A 14,445-nucleotide genomic window follows, 5' to 3' on the forward strand; every position below is an offset into this window, starting at 1 on the left:
CCCGCGGGGACGGGACCCAAGACCCAAGAGGACGGGACAGCCATGCCTTCTTTCGACACTCCCGAACCGATCTCGGTCACGGCACACGTCGAGGCCGGCTCCATCCGCTTCACCGCGGTGGACCGCCGCGACACGGTCGTCGAGGTGCGGCCCCGCACCCCGGAGAAGGACCGGGACGTGCGGGCCGCCGAGCAGACCGAGGTCTCGTACGCTAACGGCGTCCTCACCGTCAGGACGCCGAAGCAGCGCAACTCGCTGCGCCGCCCCGGCACCGTCGACGTGACGGTAGAACTGCCCGCGGGCTCCGACGTCGACACCACCGGCGCCTGGACCCAGGTGCTCGGCGAGGGCCGGCTCGGCGAGGTCCGGGTGAAGACCTCGGCGGGCGACGTACGGCTCGACGCGACCGGCCCCCTGCGGCTGACCGCGTCGCACGGCTCGATCACCGTGGACCGCGTCCAGGGCCCGGCCGAGATCACCACCAGCTCCGGCAGCGTGCGCGTCGGCCTCGTGGACGGCCCCGCGGTGCTCAAGAACTCGCACGGCAGCACGACCGTCGGGGCGGCGACCGGGGAACTGCGGGTGAGCGGCGCCCACGGCGACATCGACGTCCGGCGCGCCGAGGACTCGGTCACCGCCACCACGGCCCACGGCACCCTGCGGGTCGGCGAGGTGGCGCGGGGCACCGTCCACCTGGAGACCGGCTACGGGACCATCGAGGTCGGCGTCCGCGAGGGCACCGCCGCCTGGCTCGACGTCAACTCGGGCTCCGGGCAGGTCCGCAACGCGCTCACCGCGGCCGGCACCCCGGAGGAGGCCGAGGACACGGTCAGGATCCACGCCCGCACCCGGCACGGCAACATCGACGTCCTGCGCGCCAAGGCCTGACCTGCCGCCACCGGCCCTGGCCCCGGCACCCCGCCCCCCCCAGCCGCCCCAGCCTTCGAACGGAGGGCCCCATGCCTTCTTCTGTCATGCCCACAACAATCACGGAACGGCCGGCCGCGGTCCGCGCCGTGGGCCTGCGCAAGTCGTACGGCGACAAGACCGTCCTCGACGGGATCGACCTGCACGTCCCCTCGGGGTGCGTGTTCGCTCTGCTCGGGCCGAACGGCGCCGGCAAGACCACCGCCGTGAAGATCCTCTCCACCCTCGTCACCGCCGACGGCGGACGGGCGCACGTGGCAGGTCACGACGTGGCCGCCGCCCCGGACGGGGTCCGCGCCGCCATCGGCGTCACCGGGCAGTTCTCCGCCGTCGACGGGCTGATCACCGGCGAGGAGAACATGCTCCTGATGGCCGACCTGCACCACCTGCCCAAGCGGGAGGGCAGGCGCGTCGCCGCCGGGCTGCTGGAGCGGTTCGGCCTGACGGCGGCGGCGAAGAAGCCCGCCTCCACCTACTCCGGCGGCATGAAGCGCCGCCTGGACATCGCCATGACCCTGGTCGGCGACCCGCGGATCATCTTCCTCGACGAGCCGACCACCGGGCTCGACCCGCGCTCGCGCCACGACCTGTGGCAGATCGTCCGCGAGCTGGTCGCCGGCGGGGCCACCGTCCTCCTCACCACCCAGTACCTGGAGGAGGCCGACCAGCTCGCCGACCGCGTCGCGGTGCTCGACGGCGGCAGGATCGTCGCCGAGGGCACCCCCGAGGAGCTGAAACGGATGGTCCCCGGCGGGCACGTCCGGCTCCGGTTCTCCGATCCGCGCGCGTACCGCGCGGCCGCCGCCGCGCTGGACGGGGCCGTGCGGGACGACGAGGCGCTGTCGCTGCGGATCGCCGGTGACGGCAGCCAGCGCGAGCTGCGCTCCGTACTCGACCGGCTGGATGCCGCCGGCGTCGAGGCGGACGAACTGACCGTGCACACGCCCGACCTGGACGACGTGTTCTTCGCCCTGACCGGCGGCCCCGACCGCGGGGCCCGGACCGAGGAGGACCCCCGATGAGCTCCCTCTCCCCCGCCCTGCGCGACTCGTCGACGATGCTGCGGCGCAACCTGCTGCACGCCCGCCGCTACCCGTCCCTGACCCTGAACCTGCTGCTGACCCCGGTCGTCCTGCTGCTGCTCTTCGTCTACGTCTTCGGAGACGTGATGAGCGCGGGCATCGGGGGCGGCGGCGCCGACCGCGCCGACTACGTCGCGTACCTGGTCCCCGGCCTGCTGCTGATGACCATCGGCAGCACCACGATCGGCACCGCGGTGTCCGTCTCCAACGACATGAGCGAGGGCATCATCGCCCGCTTCCGCACCATGGCCGTCCACCGCGGTTCCGTCCTGGTCGGGCACGTCGCCGGCAGCGTGCTCCAGGCGGTCGCCAGTGTGGTGCTCGTCGGCGCCGTCGGCGTGGCCATCGGCTTCCGCTCGACGGACGCCACGTTCCTGGAATGGCTCGCGGCGTTCGGGCTGCTCGCCCTCTTCGCCCTGGCCCTCACCTGGATCGCGGTCGGGATGGGCATGGTCAGCCCCAACGCCGAGGCGGCGAGCAACAACGCCCTGCCCCTGATCTTCCTGCCGCTGATCTCCAGTGCGTTCGTCCCGGTCCACGCGATGCCGGGGTGGTTCCAGCCGGTCGCCGAGTACCAGCCCTTCACCCCGGCCATCGAGACCCTGCGCGGGCTGCTGCTCGGCACGGAGATCGGGAACAACGGGTGGATCGCCCTGCTGTGGTGCCTCGGCCTCACCGTCCTCGGCTACCGCTGGTCGAAAGCGGCGTACGACCGCGACGCCGGGTGACCGTCCGCGCCCTCTCCCGCCCCTCCGCGCCCGCGGAGGGGCCTCTTCGTTCACGCTGCGTCACCAGCGCCCCCGGTGGACGGGACGGCGGTGGCACGCGTTGCCTCGATGTCATTCCGCGTTCGCTCAGCGGAGGCTCAGATCCGGATAACGATGACATCACTGCGCAAGGGTCTTTGGACCTGGTCACGGGCGAATGGCCGATTTGCCGGTGATGTTCGCCACGGTCCGGAGCCGGACACCGTGGTACATCTTCTCGACCGCCTGCCGGACCACCCACGTCCGGACAGGGGCGCTGAAGTCGGCCGACCGCCGGCATGCAACTCCATCAGCATCCGGGGGTTCGGAACCCGGTCCGCGGCCGAGCACGACGGCGGACCGGCATGGAGCGGAAAGGCGCACCAGAGCATGACCTCGACGCAGGTCGAACAGCACCACGGCGACGACGACGCCACCACGGGCACCACGCCCGAGGAAGGCTACGAGCGCGGACTCGGCAGCCGCCAGGTCCAGATGATCGCCATCGGCGGCGCCATCGGCGTCGGCCTCTTCCTGGGAGCCGGGGCGAACATCGCCAAGGCCGGACCCAGCCTCATCCTCATGTACGCCCTCGCCGGCGTCATCGTCTTCTTCATCATGCGAGCGCTCGGCGAGCTGCTCCTGTACCGCCCCGTCTCGGGTTCCTTCGCCGAGTACGCCCGCGAGTTCCTGAGCCCCTTCTTCGGGTTCGTGACGGGCTGGACGTACTGGCTGATGTGGGTGGTCACCGGCATGGCCGAGCTGACCGCCGCCGCCATCTACGTGCACTTCTGGTTCCCGGACGTCCCCCAGTGGGTGACCGCCCTGGTCTTCCTGGTGGTCCTGTACGTCGCCAACCTCATCTCGGTGAAGATCTTCGGCGAGATCGAGTTCTGGTTCTCGATGGTCAAGGTCACGGCCCTGATCGGCATGATCGTGATCGGCATCGGCGTGGTCACCTTCGGCTTCAGCCAGGCCGGTGACACCGCCGCGGTGTCCAACCTCTGGGCCTTCGACGGCATCTTCCCCAAGGGCGTCGGCTCCAGCCTGATGACCCTCCAGGGCGTCATGTTCGCCTACCTGGCCGTCGAGCTCGTCGGCGTCACGGCGGGCGAGTCCGAGAACCCGGAGAAGACCCTCCCCAAGGCCATCAACACCCTGCCCTGGCGCATCATCGTCTTCTACGTCGGTGCGCTCAGCGTGATCCTGATGGTCGTCAAGTGGACCGAGTTCCAGCCGGGCGTCAGCCCGTTCGTGGCGGCCTTCGCCAAGATCGGCATCCCGGCCGGCGCCGCGATCGTCAACTTCGTGGTGCTGACCGCGGCCCTGTCGTCCTGCAACTCCGGCATGTACTCCACCGGCCGCATGCTGCGCGACCTGGCCGCGAACTCCGAGGCCCCCAAGCTGCTGGGCAAGCTGAGCTCCACCAAGACCCCGGCCGTGGCCATCACCCTCTCCACCGCCCTCATGGGCATCGGCGTCGTCCTGAACTACGTCGTCCCGGAGAAGGCGTTCGGGTACGTCACCTCGGTGGCGACGGCGGCCGGCATCTGGACCTGGATGATGATCCTGGTCAGCCACATCCGCTACCGCCGCGCGGTGGACGCGGGCAAGCTGCCCGCCTCCTCCTTCCCGGCGCCGGGCGGCACCATCTGCAGCTGGATCGCCGTGGCCTTCCTGCTGCTGGTCACCGTGATGATCGCCATCGACCCCGACAGCCGCGTCTCCCTGTACGTGGGCGCCGGCTGGGCGGTCTGCCTGGCCGTCGGCTGGGCCGTGCTCAAGTCGCGCAACCCCGAGGTCGCGGCGCGTGCGGCGGGCACCGCCGACGAGGCACTGGAGCCCGCGGCCCGGTCCTGACCGCAGACCGCACTCCCCCGACGGGGGCGTGCCGGCCCACCCCCGGCCGGTACGCCCCCGTCGGCGTGTCCGGGGTCAGGCGGCCACGACGGCCAGGCTCCCGGTGGCCGCGTCCAGGCTGTCGACGACCGCCGCGAGGCTGCCCGTCGCCGCGTAGACCGCCCGCTGGCGGCGGGCCCCCGTGCCCCGCCCGCGCGTCGCGGACCACAGGGCCTCCGCGGCGCCCAGGTCGCCGGCCCGCTCCAGGCCCGGGGCCGCCCGCTGCAGCAGCCGGTCGACGAGCAGCCGGGCGGGCACCCGCCGGCCGGTCCACACGTCCAGGCCCGGCCCGTCGATCCCGTGCCGCGCGGCCAGCCGGTGTGCGGCGCGCAGCACCCGCTCGGGCGGTGAGGGCGGCGGTGCGCCCGCGTCCACCTCTTCCAGCAGGACCGCCGCGAGGCCGCGTACGAGGACGGCGAGCAGGACGACGGTGTCGAGGTCGGCGTTGACGTCGCTGATGCGGATCTCCAGCGTCGGCACGTGCTCGGAGGGACGGGCGTACCAGTAGACCATCGCGCGGTCGAGCAGCACCCCGGCGCCGACCAGGCCGTCCACGTACTCGCGGTACTGGTGCTCGTCGAGCAGGAGCGGCGGCGGCCCCACGGTCGGCCACGAGGAGTAGGCGACCGAGCGCCAGCTGTCGAGGCCGGTGTCGCGGCCGCAGACGAACGGGGAGTTCCCGGTGATCGACTGGAGGGCCGGCAGCCACGGACGCATCCGGTTCGCCAGCGCCAGGGCCCTCCCCCGGTCCAGGCAGCCCACGTGCACGTGGCAGCCGCAGACGAGCCGGTAGGGCCCCAGGAGCCCGGCGAACCGGCTCGCCATCAGGCGGTAGCGGGCGTTGTCGGTGACGGTGAGCGGCTCCTGCGGCGGGAGCACCAGGCTGCCCGAGGCCACCGCGCGGCCGTGCACCTCCGCCGCTGCCTCCGCGACGGCGCGCCGCAGCCCGAGCAGCTGTTCGCGCAGGTCACCGCGCTCGGCGGCGGGCAGGGTGCAGACCTCCACCTGCGTGTCGTAGAACTCGGTCTGGATCTGACCGCCCAGTGCCGCCGCGAGCGCGCGGATCACCTCCGGAGCCCGGCCCACCGGCGCCCTGCTGTCGCGGTCGACGATGTGGAACTCCTCCTCCACGCCCATGGTCAGCACGTCCATCGGGGCCTCCTCGCCGAGCGGCCGGCGCTTGCCCGCCGGCCGTGCCCCGGGACGGGGCGGCCGGAGGGGGAGGTCCGCGGTTCTGCGGGCCTCCGCACCCGTGTCCACCTCCATCATGCGCAGCACGACGGCCACCCGGCAGGGCGGAGCTCCGGTGTCCGGCATCCGGGGATTTCGACGGGCCCCGTCGGGTGAGGCGGGGCCATGTCCGACCGTGACGCCGTGCGGGCGGAAGCGGGGAGGCGCCCCATGTCCGCTCGTACCTCCTGCGCCCTCGGGGGAACAGCTCCTCCATGGTCCGGTGGTCCTTGAGGATCACCGCGACGACGTCCTGCTCCCTGTTTCCGCGGCCATGGCCCTGCCTCCTCGCTCGGGGGTCCGCCGTCGTGTGGCGCGTGCTCGTTCACGGGCCCCGTCGAAACCTGCGTACGGGCGGCGCGCGTCCGGGCGGGCCCGGAGTTCGACCGGGCCGGGTGCGCCGCCGTCACTGGTTCGGCCCCGTCCGGTGCCATCCGATCGGCCCTCCCGCCTCGCGCGCACCCGCCGGGCGCTGTTTGGCTGGAGGCCGAATCCGCGGGAGGCCCGAGATGCCACAGGACGATCAGCCGCAGGACGGGGGCCAGGACGAGCTGGCCGCACTCAGGGCGCGGGTGGCCGCGCTGGAGGCGGATGCCGCCGGGCGGCCGCCGCACCGGCACCGCACGCGGTCGTTCGTCGGCGCCGTCCTGATCGTGCTCGGCTGCCTGCTGGCGCCGCTGGGCATCGTGGCCTCCTGGACCTCCGACATCGTCGGGGACACCGACCGCTACGTCACGACCGTCGCGCCCCTCGCCTCCGACCCGGACGTGCAGGCCGCGGTGGCGAACCGGGTCACCGGGGCGGTGATGGAGCACATCGACCTCCCCGCACTGCTGGAGGACGTCGCCCCGGACCAGCGGCCGCTGCTGGAGAAGGCGCTGGGGAAGCTCGGCGGCTCGCTCGAAGGGGCGCTGAGCAGCTTCGTCCGGGAGAAGGCGCAGGACGTCGTCGCCTCGGACGCCTTCGAGACGGTGTGGACGGACGCCAACCGGGCCATCCACACCTCCTTCGTCCGGGCCCTGACCGGCAGCGACGAGGGGGCCGTCCGGATCAGCAACGATGCGGTGACCCTCGATCTCGCTCCGGTGATCGAACAGGTCAAGCAGCGGCTGGTGCAGTCCGGGCTGGGGCTGGCGCAGAAGATCCCGGAGATCCACACGGACTTCACCCTCGTGCAGTCGAAGGACATCGGCCGGGTCAAGACCGGGTTCCGGCTCCTGGAGCTCGCGGGGGCCTGGCTGCCCGTCCTGGCCGTCCTCCTCGCCGCCGGGGGCGTCCTGCTCTGCGCCCGCAGGCGCCGGGCCCTCGTCGCGGCGGCCCTGGGCTTCGCGGCGGCCGCGCTGGTCCTCGGCATCGCGCTGACGGTGTTCCGGACGGTGTACCTGGGGGCCCTGCCCGACACGGTCTCCCAGGCGGCCGCCGGCTCCGTCTACGACGCGATGGTCCACCTGCTGCGGCTGTCCGTCCGCACCGTGGTGGTCCTGGGCGTGGTGCTCGCGCTCGCCGCCTGGCTCTCGGGGCCGGGCCGCCGGGCCGGGGCGGCGCGCGCGCTGTGGGGCTCCGGCATCACCGCCACCCGGGCCACGGCCGACCGGCTGGGACTGCGCACGGGCCCGGTCGGCCCGTTCGTGCGGCGCCACCGCACGTGGATCACCTGGATCCTGGTGGCCGCCGCCGTCGTCGCGTACGTGCTGTGGCCGCACCCGACCGGCTGGGTCGTCGTGGGCTTCGCCCTGGCCCTGCTCCTCGCCCTCGCGGTGGCGCAGTTCCTCGCGGAGGAACCGCAGGCGGCGGACCGGCCGCGCGGCTAGGCCGTCTCTTTCGGATCTTGCCGGTTAAGCCCGCGTCGTCCGGTGCCGTGCATCGGCGCGTTGGCGGGGCGCCCTTGTACTGGACGTACTCGGGTGCTCCGCCAACGCGGCGAGGTGCGGTGCCGGGCGGCGCGGGTCAGGCCAGATCCGGAAGAGACGGCCCAGGCCGTGTCCTGCGGATGAGGGCCGCCCGGCCGGGCGGCCCTCATCCGTGCTCCGCGCGGCTCAGGCAGGGAGGGCCTGCACCCGGCCCTCGGCGACCGCGTCCAGCAGGGCCTGGTGGTCCCGCTCGTTCCGGTCGGCGTAGCTCTCCGCGAACCGCTCCAGCGCCCGGTCGAAGACGTCGCCGCCGCCCAGGTACGCGGCGATCGCGATCCGGTCCCCGGAGCGCGCGTGCGCCCGCGCGAGGGTCTCGCCGCACAGCTGCCCGAAGACCCTCATGCCCCGGGGCACCATGTCCGACGGGTCCGCGATCGCCTTCCAGTCGCGCAGCTGCCTCAGGTAGAAGTCCCGTTCGCGGCCGTCGATGCCCTCCTCGCGGGTCCAGCCGAGGAAGATGTCGCCCGCGGACTGCATCAGGCGCTGCCCGGCCACCACCCGCTCGCCCTGGGTGGCGAACTCGCTCGCCCCGACGTGCGCGGCGAGCACCGATGCGCCGGCCTCCTTGGCCTGCAGGATCAGGGGGTCCCTCCCGTCCCGGCCGGTGAGCAGCACGATCCAGCAGCGGGTGCCGACGCTGCCGACGCCCACCACCTTGCGGGCCATGTCGACGACGGTGAACTGCTTGAGCAGGTGGCGGCGTTCGGGCGGGAGCGAGCGGCCGTACCGGTCGATCAGATCGCGGATCTGCTGTTCGAGGACGCCCCGTTCCCGGTCGGGCAGCAGGTCGGCGACGGGCGTGATCAGGTGCGGCACCGCGGCGAAGCGGCGCTCGCCGCGGACCACCTCGGTGAGCTTCCCGAAGGCCTGCAGGCTGTCGCTGCCGCGGGCCTTCTCCAGGGTCCGCGCGACCCGCCGCCGGCCCCGGGCGCGCAGGGCCTCGGCCGCCACCTCCCGCAGCCGGTCGGCGTCCACGCGCGCGTACCAGACGTCCAGGTTGGACATGGTCGCGAATCGGCGCATCCACTCGCGGTACGAGCGCACTGCGGAGCGCACGATCCGGGCGCGTTCGGTGTCGTCGAAGCCGTTCTCCCGGGCCGCGATGACGAGGCTGGCCGCCAGCCGTTTGACGTCCCACTCCCACGGGCCGGGCAGGGTCTCGTCGAAGTCGTTGATGTCGAACAGCAGGTTGCGCTCCGCCGACCCGAGCAGCCGGAAGTTCAGCGCGTGCGCGTCACCGCACAACTGGACGCGCAGGTCGGAGTCCGGGGTGTCGGCCAGGTCCGCGGCCATGATCGCGGCCGCTCCCCGGTAGAACCGGAACGGCGATTCGATCATCCTTCCGTAACGGACCGGGACCAGCTCCGCCAAACGGGTGGCCGACTGCCTTTCGATCACGCCGACCGGATCACGCTTCTTGCGCGAGGGCGCGAACTCCTCGTGTCCCGACCTCGGGGCCCTCTTGCGGGCCGCCCGGCCCCGCGCGGCCCGCTCCTCGGGGGACAGCCAGGGTCCCCCGCCGACCGCGGTCGTACCGTGCAACGGCGTCATGCGAACCTCCCGGCTCATGGTCCCCCGACCCGTGTGCTTCCAGCATGCGCCTCCCGGAGCGGGCGCCCACCCGGACGGCGGCCGATCAGGGCGGTCCGGCCTCCCGCTGCGGGACCGGTCCGCCCAGGCGGGCGGCCAGGTACGGCTCCTGCGCCAGCACGGCGCCCGTGCTGAGGCCGATCGCGATGGCCACGGACAGCACGATCAGCCAGGACAGCAGCACGAAGACCGAGCCGAAGGCGCCGAACTCCGCCAGCACCCGGTTGAGGGCGACCGGCAGGTAGAAGCGCGCGCAGATCGACAGCGCGGTGACGGCGCCTGCGCTGAGCAGCGCCCCCGGCAGGAGCGGCCACCAGCCGACCGCACCGCCCAGCAGCAGGTGCTGGGTCCACCACCAGGCCAGCGTCTGGAGCAGGAAGGTGAGGGGGACGCCCAGCCACAGCCCGGCGCCGAACCCGTCGCGCACCGGCCCCTGCACCACCAGCAGACCCGTCCAGACGGCGATCCAGACGAGCCAGCGCCAGACCGAGACCCGGGCCGCTCCCCGGGGGATCCCCCACGCGCGCTTGCACAGCCGCTGCACCGCCCGGCTGACCGCGGTGGCGGAGAGCAGCACCATCAACGAGCCCACCACCCCCACCGCGTTCTGCACGTCCTCGTCCGTTCCGGCGAAGAATGCGTCGAGTTGCTCACCGGACTCGCCGGTGAGGCCGAAGACGGACCGCAGCGAGGAGGTCAGCTGCTCCTGGAGGCCCTGCGGGGCGATGGACGCGACGACGAAGAGCAGGGGCACGACGGTCAGGAGGACCTGCGCGGCCACCCGGGTGGCGGAGTCGAAGATGTTCACCGCGATCATGCGCTCGGCCAGGTGGGTGATGACGGGGAAGCGGAGCTCGCTGCGGTACCGGATGCGCCGCCCGGCCTCCGCGGCCTCGCGCGAGCGGGTCCGCCACCACGATGCCCTCAGTACGCCGCGCACCGGCCTCCTTCGTCCGCCTCCAGGTTGGCGGACCCGGTCCGGCGCGGCACCTCGGGGCCGCGGGGGACGCGCGGTGCGAACCGTCCCTGCCCGAGGGGAGGATGACGCACGAAAGGCCGTCCTCTCGTGAAGAGAGAACGGCCTCCGACCTGCGAATGCAGAGTCGGGACGACAGGATTTGAACCTGCGACCCCTTGACCCCCAGTCAAGTGCGCTACCAAGCTGCGCCACGTCCCGTTGTGTTGCTCCGTGCCCCTCACCTGGGGTTTCCCCCTCGTGCCGGGCACATGCAGAACATTACCCCACGCCGAGGGGTGCGTGTGCACGAGTGATCGGCGGCGGGCAGGATGGCCGGGTGGAGGAACGGGAACGCGACCGGGACGGTGCGGGGCGGGCGCGCAGTGCGCGGCCGCGGGACGGGTTGGGGCGGCCGCTGCCGTACGGGGCCGAGGGGGTGGCCCGGCAGCCCGAGGGGGTGGTGCGGGCCCCGGAGCTGACGGTGGCGGAGGCGCAGCGGCTGCTGGACGCCGGGATGCCCTTCCACGCGCACGAGGTGTTCGAGGACGCGTGGAAGTCCGGGCCCGCCGAGGACGCGGGGCTGTGGCGGGGCCTGGCGCAGCTGGCGGTGGGGCTGACGCACGCCGCGCGGGGGAACGCCCTCGGCGGGGCGCGGCTGCTGCGGCGCGGAGCCGGTGCCCTGGCCGGGCGGGAGGACGCGTACGGGATGGACGTGGCCGGGCTGGTCGGGTGGGCCCGGGAGCTGGCCGGGCGGGTGGAGGCCGGCGGCGGCCCGGTCGACCCGGTCCGGGAGGCGCCCCGGCTGGGCGGCGCCTGAACCCGGCCGGGAAGAGACGGCCTAGGCCGGCTGGAGGAGGTCCCAGCGGTTGCCGTAGAGGTCCTCGAAGACGGCGACGGAGCCGTACGGCTCGTGGCGCGGTTCCTCCAGGAAGCGGACGCCCTCGGCCGTCATCCGGGCGTGGTCGGCGGCGAAGTCGGCGGTGTAGAGGAAGAAGCCGACGCGGCCGCCCGTCTGGTCGCCGACCCGGGAGCGCTGGGCGTCGTCCTTGGCGCGGGCCAGGAGGAGCGCGGATTCCGTGGCGCCGGGCGGGCGGACGACGACCCAGCGGGAGCCGTCCGGCCGGGGGGTGTCCTCGGCGAGTTCGAAGCCGAGTGCGCGGGTGTAGAAGTCGATGGCTTCGTCGTAGTCGTGGACCACGAGTGCGGTGAGGGCGATGTGGGAGGGCATGGGCCTATTGTGCGCCGAGGAGGACGACCTCCAGGGTGCGGGGTCCGTGCACTCCCTCCACCCGGTCGAGTTCGATGTCGCTGGTGGCGGAGGGGCCGGAGATCCAGGTCAGCGGGCGGGCCGGGTCGAGGCGTTCGAGGGCCTGCGGGACGGATTCCACCAGCTGGCCGGGGACGCGGACCACGCAGACGTGGTGGTCCGGGACCAGGGTGATGCGGCGCCGGCCCTGGTCGGGGCCGCCGTCGAGGACGAGGGTGCCGGTCTCCGCGATGGCCAGGGCGCAGCCGGTGACCACGCTGTCGACGCGGTCGAGGTCGTACGGGGTGGCGGCGGCACGGTCGTGGATCCGGGTAGCGTCGGCCGCCGAGAGCCAGTGCGGGGGCAGGCCCGGTGGCACGAGGACCGTTTCCGAGCCCCGTTCGGCGAGCAGGCGCGCCAGCAGCAGGGCGAGGCCGGCCTCGTCGGTGCGGTGCACCTTCGCCCGGTACTCCGTGAGGTGGGCGGCGAGGAGGTCGGCGGTCTCCGCCGGGGTGCGGCTGCCGTGGACGTGGAGGTAGTCCCGGGGGACGGGCGGGACGTCCGGGGCCTGTGCGTTGGCCCGCCGGATGCGGGCCAGGATGCGGTCCTTGGTGCTCAACCTCGGGTCCCCCGTTCTCGGAGCCACCAGTCGCGGAAGGATTCCGCGGGGATGTCGGGCAGTGCGCGGGTGTCGGTCCAGGCCCGGCCGGGTCCGGGGAGGGTGCGGGGGCGCAGCCGGCGGGCGCGGGCCATCAGCCGCTCCCCCGCGCGCAGTGCTCCGGGGTGGTCGAGGAGCAGCCGGGCAGCACGCATGGCGGCCCGTTCGGCGGTGTGGCCGTGGGCGGGGCGCAGCCGTACGCGGACGCCCCCGCGGGTCACGGGGCCGCCCTGGACCACGCGTTCGCGCAGGTGGACGAGGATCTCGGGGATGTCGATGGCGACGGGGCAGACCTCGTAGCAGGCCCCGCAGAGGGTGGAGGCGTAGGGCAGGGTGGCGTCGATGGCGCTGCCGGTGCCGCGCAGTTGGGGGCTGAGGACGGCGCCGATGGGGCCCGGGTAGACGGAGCCGTAGGCGTGGCCGCCGGCGCGTTCGTAGACGGGGCAGACGTTCAGGCAGGCCGAGCAGCGGATGCAGCGCAGGGCCTGGCGGCCGGTGGCGTCGGCGAGGGTGTCGGTGCGGCCGTTGTCGAGGAGGACGAGGTGGAAGGCGGAGGGGCCGTCGCCCTCGTGGGTGCCGGTCCACAGGGTGGTGTACGGGTTCATCCGTTCGGCGGTGGAGGAGCGCGGCAGGGTCTGGAGGAAGACCTCCAGGTCGCGGAAGGTGGGGACGACCTTTTCGATGCCGACGACGGAGATGAGGGTGTCGGGCAGGGTCAGGCACATGCGGCCGTTGCCCTCGGATTCGAGGACGACCATGGTGCCGGTCTCGGCGACCATGAAGTTGGCGCCGGAGATCGCGACCTTGGCGCGCAGGAACTTCTCGCGCAGGTGCAGGCGGGCGGCTTCGGCGAGTTCGCGCGGGTCGTCGCCGAGGTCCTCGGGGGCGGGCCGGCCCCATGCGCCCATCTCGGAGCGGAAGACCTCGCGGATCTCGCCGCGGTTGCGGTGGATGGCGGGGACCAGGATGTGCGAGGGCCGGTCGTGGCCGAGCTGGACGATGAGTTCGGCGAGGTCGGTCTCGTAGGCGGCGATCCCGGCGGCTTCCAGGGCTTCGTTGAGGCCGATCTCCTGGGTGGCCATGGACTTGACCTTGACGACCTCCCGTTCGCCGGTGGCGCGGACCAGGCCGGTGACGATGCGGTTGGCCTCGTCGGCGTCGGCGGCCCAGTGCACGGTGCCGCCGGCCGCGGTGACGGAGGCCTCCAGCTGAAGCAGGTAGCGGTCGAGGTGGCGCAGGGTGTGGTCCTTGACGGCCTTGCCCGCGGCGCGGAGCCGGTCCCAGTCGGCGAGTTCGGCGACGGCGCGGGCCCGTTTGCCGCGGATGGTGTGGGTGGCGTGCCGGAGGTTGGCGCGCAGTACGCCGTCGTGCACGGCCTCCCGGGCGGCGTCGGGGAACGGCGGGAAGGCGGGCATGCCGAGGTGCGTACCGGTCATGGCAGGGGGTCCTCCTCGGTGGCGGCCAGGATCTCGGCGAGGTGCAGGGTGCGCATCGGGTCTCCGGCGCGGTGGAGGATGCCGCCGAGGTGGGCGAGGCAGGAGTTGTCGGCCCCGCACAGCACCTCGGCGCCGGTGGCGAGGGCGGCGGCGGTCTTGTCGGCGCCCATCGCGCTCGACACGTCGGGGTTCTTGAGGGCGAAGGTGCCGCCGAAGCCGCAGCACTCCTCGGCGCCGGGCAGCTCGCGCAGTTCCAGGCCCTTGACGGCGGCCAGCAGCCGGCGGGGACGGTCGCCCAGGCCGAGGGAGCGCAGGCCGTGGCAGGAGGGGTGGTAGGTGACGGCGTGCGGGAAGTACGCGCCGACGTCGGTGACGCCGAGGACGTCGACGAGGAACTCGGTGAGCTCGTGGACGCGCGGTACGAGGTCCCCGGCGAGTTCCGCCAGTTCTCCGCCGCGCCCCTCCTCGGCGGCCCTGCGGCCGATGCGCGGGTAGTGCTCGCGGACCATGGCGGCGCAGGAGCCGGAGGGGGTGACCACGTGCTCGTACCCGGCGAAGGCGGCGGCGGTGCGGCGCAGCAGCGGCTCGGCCTCGTGGCGGTAGCCGGTGTTGTACTGGGGCTGGCCGCAGCAGCTCTGGGCGGCGGGGAAGTCGACCTGGACGCCGAGCCGCTCCAGGAGCCGTACGACGGCGGTGCCGGTCCGGGGGTACAGCGCGTCGTTGACGCAGGTGACGAACAGGGCGGCGCGCATGATGGGCACAA

Annotated in this window: 13 protein-coding genes and 1 tRNA gene; 6 read left to right on the top strand and 8 right to left on the bottom strand. The window is 73.5% G+C overall.

Features of this window, described 5'->3' with window-relative positions; all coding sequences use genetic code 11:
- Positions 1-42: 42 nt before the first annotated feature.
- The 4 genes from ACIPW5_RS03595 (at position 43) to ACIPW5_RS03610 (ending at position 4,615) form a co-directional block, all read left to right on the top strand.
- Complete coding sequence (locus ACIPW5_RS03595; protein ID WP_401239752.1) at positions 43-888, top strand: DUF4097 family beta strand repeat-containing protein; 846 nt, start codon at positions 43-45, stop codon at positions 886-888.
- Between the two features lie 71 nt (positions 889-959).
- Positions 960-1,949 carry an ATP-binding cassette domain-containing protein gene (locus ACIPW5_RS03600; protein ID WP_401239754.1) on the top strand — a complete coding sequence of 330 codons (990 nt, stop codon included), beginning with the start codon at positions 960-962 and terminating at the stop codon, positions 1,947-1,949.
- The gene (locus tag ACIPW5_RS03605; RefSeq protein ID WP_401239757.1) at positions 1,946-2,737 is read left to right on the top strand and encodes an ABC transporter permease; all 792 of its coding nucleotides are present in this window, start codon (positions 1,946-1,948) and stop codon (positions 2,735-2,737) included. Before ACIPW5_RS03600 ends, ACIPW5_RS03605 begins: the two co-directional genes overlap by 4 nt.
- Positions 2,738-3,145: 408 nt before the next feature.
- Positions 3,146-4,615: an amino acid permease gene (locus ACIPW5_RS03610; protein WP_401239758.1), complete on the top strand. Its 1,470-nt coding sequence runs from the start codon at positions 3,146-3,148 to the stop codon at positions 4,613-4,615.
- Between the two features lie 75 nt (positions 4,616-4,690).
- On the opposite strand, the gene ACIPW5_RS03615 is transcribed toward ACIPW5_RS03610, so the two are convergent.
- Entirely contained in the window at positions 4,691-5,971 is a 1,281-nt protein-coding gene (locus tag ACIPW5_RS03615) for a glutamate--cysteine ligase (RefSeq protein ID WP_401239761.1), read from the bottom strand.
- A gap of 422 nt (positions 5,972-6,393) precedes the next feature.
- Between ACIPW5_RS03615 and ACIPW5_RS03620 the strand changes: the two genes are divergently transcribed.
- Positions 6,394-7,695, top strand: a complete 1,302-nt coding sequence (locus ACIPW5_RS03620; protein ID WP_401239764.1) for a hypothetical protein — start codon at positions 6,394-6,396, stop codon at positions 7,693-7,695.
- 225 nt (positions 7,696-7,920) lie between these two features.
- On the opposite strand, the gene ACIPW5_RS03625 is transcribed toward ACIPW5_RS03620, so the two are convergent.
- The 3 genes from ACIPW5_RS03625 to ACIPW5_RS03635 form a co-directional block, all read right to left on the bottom strand.
- Positions 7,921-9,345, bottom strand: coding sequence for a DUF2252 domain-containing protein (locus tag ACIPW5_RS03625; protein ID WP_401239766.1), 1,425 nt, complete (start codon positions 9,343-9,345; stop codon positions 7,921-7,923).
- An 85-nt stretch (positions 9,346-9,430) separates the two neighbouring features.
- Positions 9,431-10,324 (bottom strand): YhjD/YihY/BrkB family envelope integrity protein, encoded by an 894-nt coding sequence (locus ACIPW5_RS03630; protein WP_401239768.1) that lies wholly within the window; start codon positions 10,322-10,324, stop codon positions 9,431-9,433.
- Positions 10,325-10,487: 163 nt separating this feature from the next.
- A tRNA-Pro gene (locus tag ACIPW5_RS03635) sits at positions 10,488-10,561 on the bottom strand.
- A 118-nt stretch (positions 10,562-10,679) separates the two neighbouring features.
- On the opposite strand from ACIPW5_RS03635, the gene ACIPW5_RS03640 reads away from it, so the two are divergent.
- Positions 10,680-11,159, top strand: coding sequence for a DUF309 domain-containing protein (locus ACIPW5_RS03640; RefSeq protein WP_401239770.1), 480 nt, complete (start codon positions 10,680-10,682; stop codon positions 11,157-11,159).
- Between the two features lie 21 nt (positions 11,160-11,180).
- Here ACIPW5_RS03640 and ACIPW5_RS03645 read toward each other — a convergent pair whose 3' ends face one another.
- The 4 genes from ACIPW5_RS03645 to ACIPW5_RS03660 are packed head-to-tail and all read right to left on the bottom strand — an operon-like array spanning position 11,181 to position 14,434.
- Entirely contained in the window at positions 11,181-11,570 is a 390-nt protein-coding gene (locus tag ACIPW5_RS03645) for a VOC family protein (RefSeq protein WP_401239773.1), read from the bottom strand.
- 4 nt (positions 11,571-11,574) lie between these two features.
- Positions 11,575-12,207: a lactate utilization protein C gene (locus ACIPW5_RS03650; protein ID WP_401239776.1), complete on the bottom strand. Its 633-nt coding sequence runs from the start codon at positions 12,205-12,207 to the stop codon at positions 11,575-11,577.
- On the bottom strand, positions 12,204-13,682 hold the full coding sequence (locus ACIPW5_RS03655) for a lactate utilization protein B (protein WP_401239778.1): 1,479 nt from the start codon (positions 13,680-13,682) through the stop codon (positions 12,204-12,206). Before ACIPW5_RS03655 ends, ACIPW5_RS03650 begins: the two co-directional genes overlap by 4 nt.
- The gene (locus ACIPW5_RS03660; RefSeq protein WP_401239780.1) at positions 13,679-14,434 is read right to left on the bottom strand and encodes a (Fe-S)-binding protein; all 756 of its coding nucleotides are present in this window, start codon (positions 14,432-14,434) and stop codon (positions 13,679-13,681) included. The genes ACIPW5_RS03655 and ACIPW5_RS03660 overlap by 4 nt, the downstream gene beginning before the upstream one ends.
- Between the last annotated feature and the right edge of the window lie 11 nt (positions 14,435-14,445).

It is taken from the genome of Streptomyces sp. NPDC090077 (genome assembly GCF_044747545.1).
Lineage (GTDB): Bacteria > Actinomycetota > Actinomycetes > Streptomycetales > Streptomycetaceae > Streptomyces.

Excerpts from the sequence above, each read along its gene's own strand:
- ACIPW5_RS03595 (WP_401239752.1), top strand. The coding sequence starts at position 43 with ATGCCTTCTTTCGACACTCCCGAACCGATCTCGGTCACGGCACACGTC.
- ACIPW5_RS03600 (WP_401239754.1), top strand. The coding sequence starts at position 960 with ATGCCTTCTTCTGTCATGCCCACAACAATCACGGAACGGCCGGCCGCG.
- ACIPW5_RS03605 (WP_401239757.1), top strand. The coding sequence starts at position 1,946 with ATGAGCTCCCTCTCCCCCGCCCTGCGCGACTCGTCGACGATGCTGCGG.
- ACIPW5_RS03610 (WP_401239758.1), top strand. The coding sequence starts at position 3,146 with ATGACCTCGACGCAGGTCGAACAGCACCACGGCGACGACGACGCCACC.
- ACIPW5_RS03615 (WP_401239761.1), bottom strand. The coding sequence starts at position 5,971 with ATGCCGGACACCGGAGCTCCGCCCTGCCGGGTGGCCGTCGTGCTGCGC.
- ACIPW5_RS03620 (WP_401239764.1), top strand. The coding sequence starts at position 6,394 with ATGCCACAGGACGATCAGCCGCAGGACGGGGGCCAGGACGAGCTGGCC.
- ACIPW5_RS03625 (WP_401239766.1), bottom strand. The coding sequence starts at position 9,345 with ATGACGCCGTTGCACGGTACGACCGCGGTCGGCGGGGGACCCTGGCTG.
- ACIPW5_RS03645 (WP_401239773.1), bottom strand. The coding sequence starts at position 11,570 with ATGCCCTCCCACATCGCCCTCACCGCACTCGTGGTCCACGACTACGAC.
- ACIPW5_RS03655 (WP_401239778.1), bottom strand. The coding sequence starts at position 13,682 with ATGACCGGTACGCACCTCGGCATGCCCGCCTTCCCGCCGTTCCCCGAC.
- ACIPW5_RS03660 (WP_401239780.1), bottom strand. The coding sequence starts at position 14,434 with ATGCGCGCCGCCCTGTTCGTCACCTGCGTCAACGACGCGCTGTACCCC.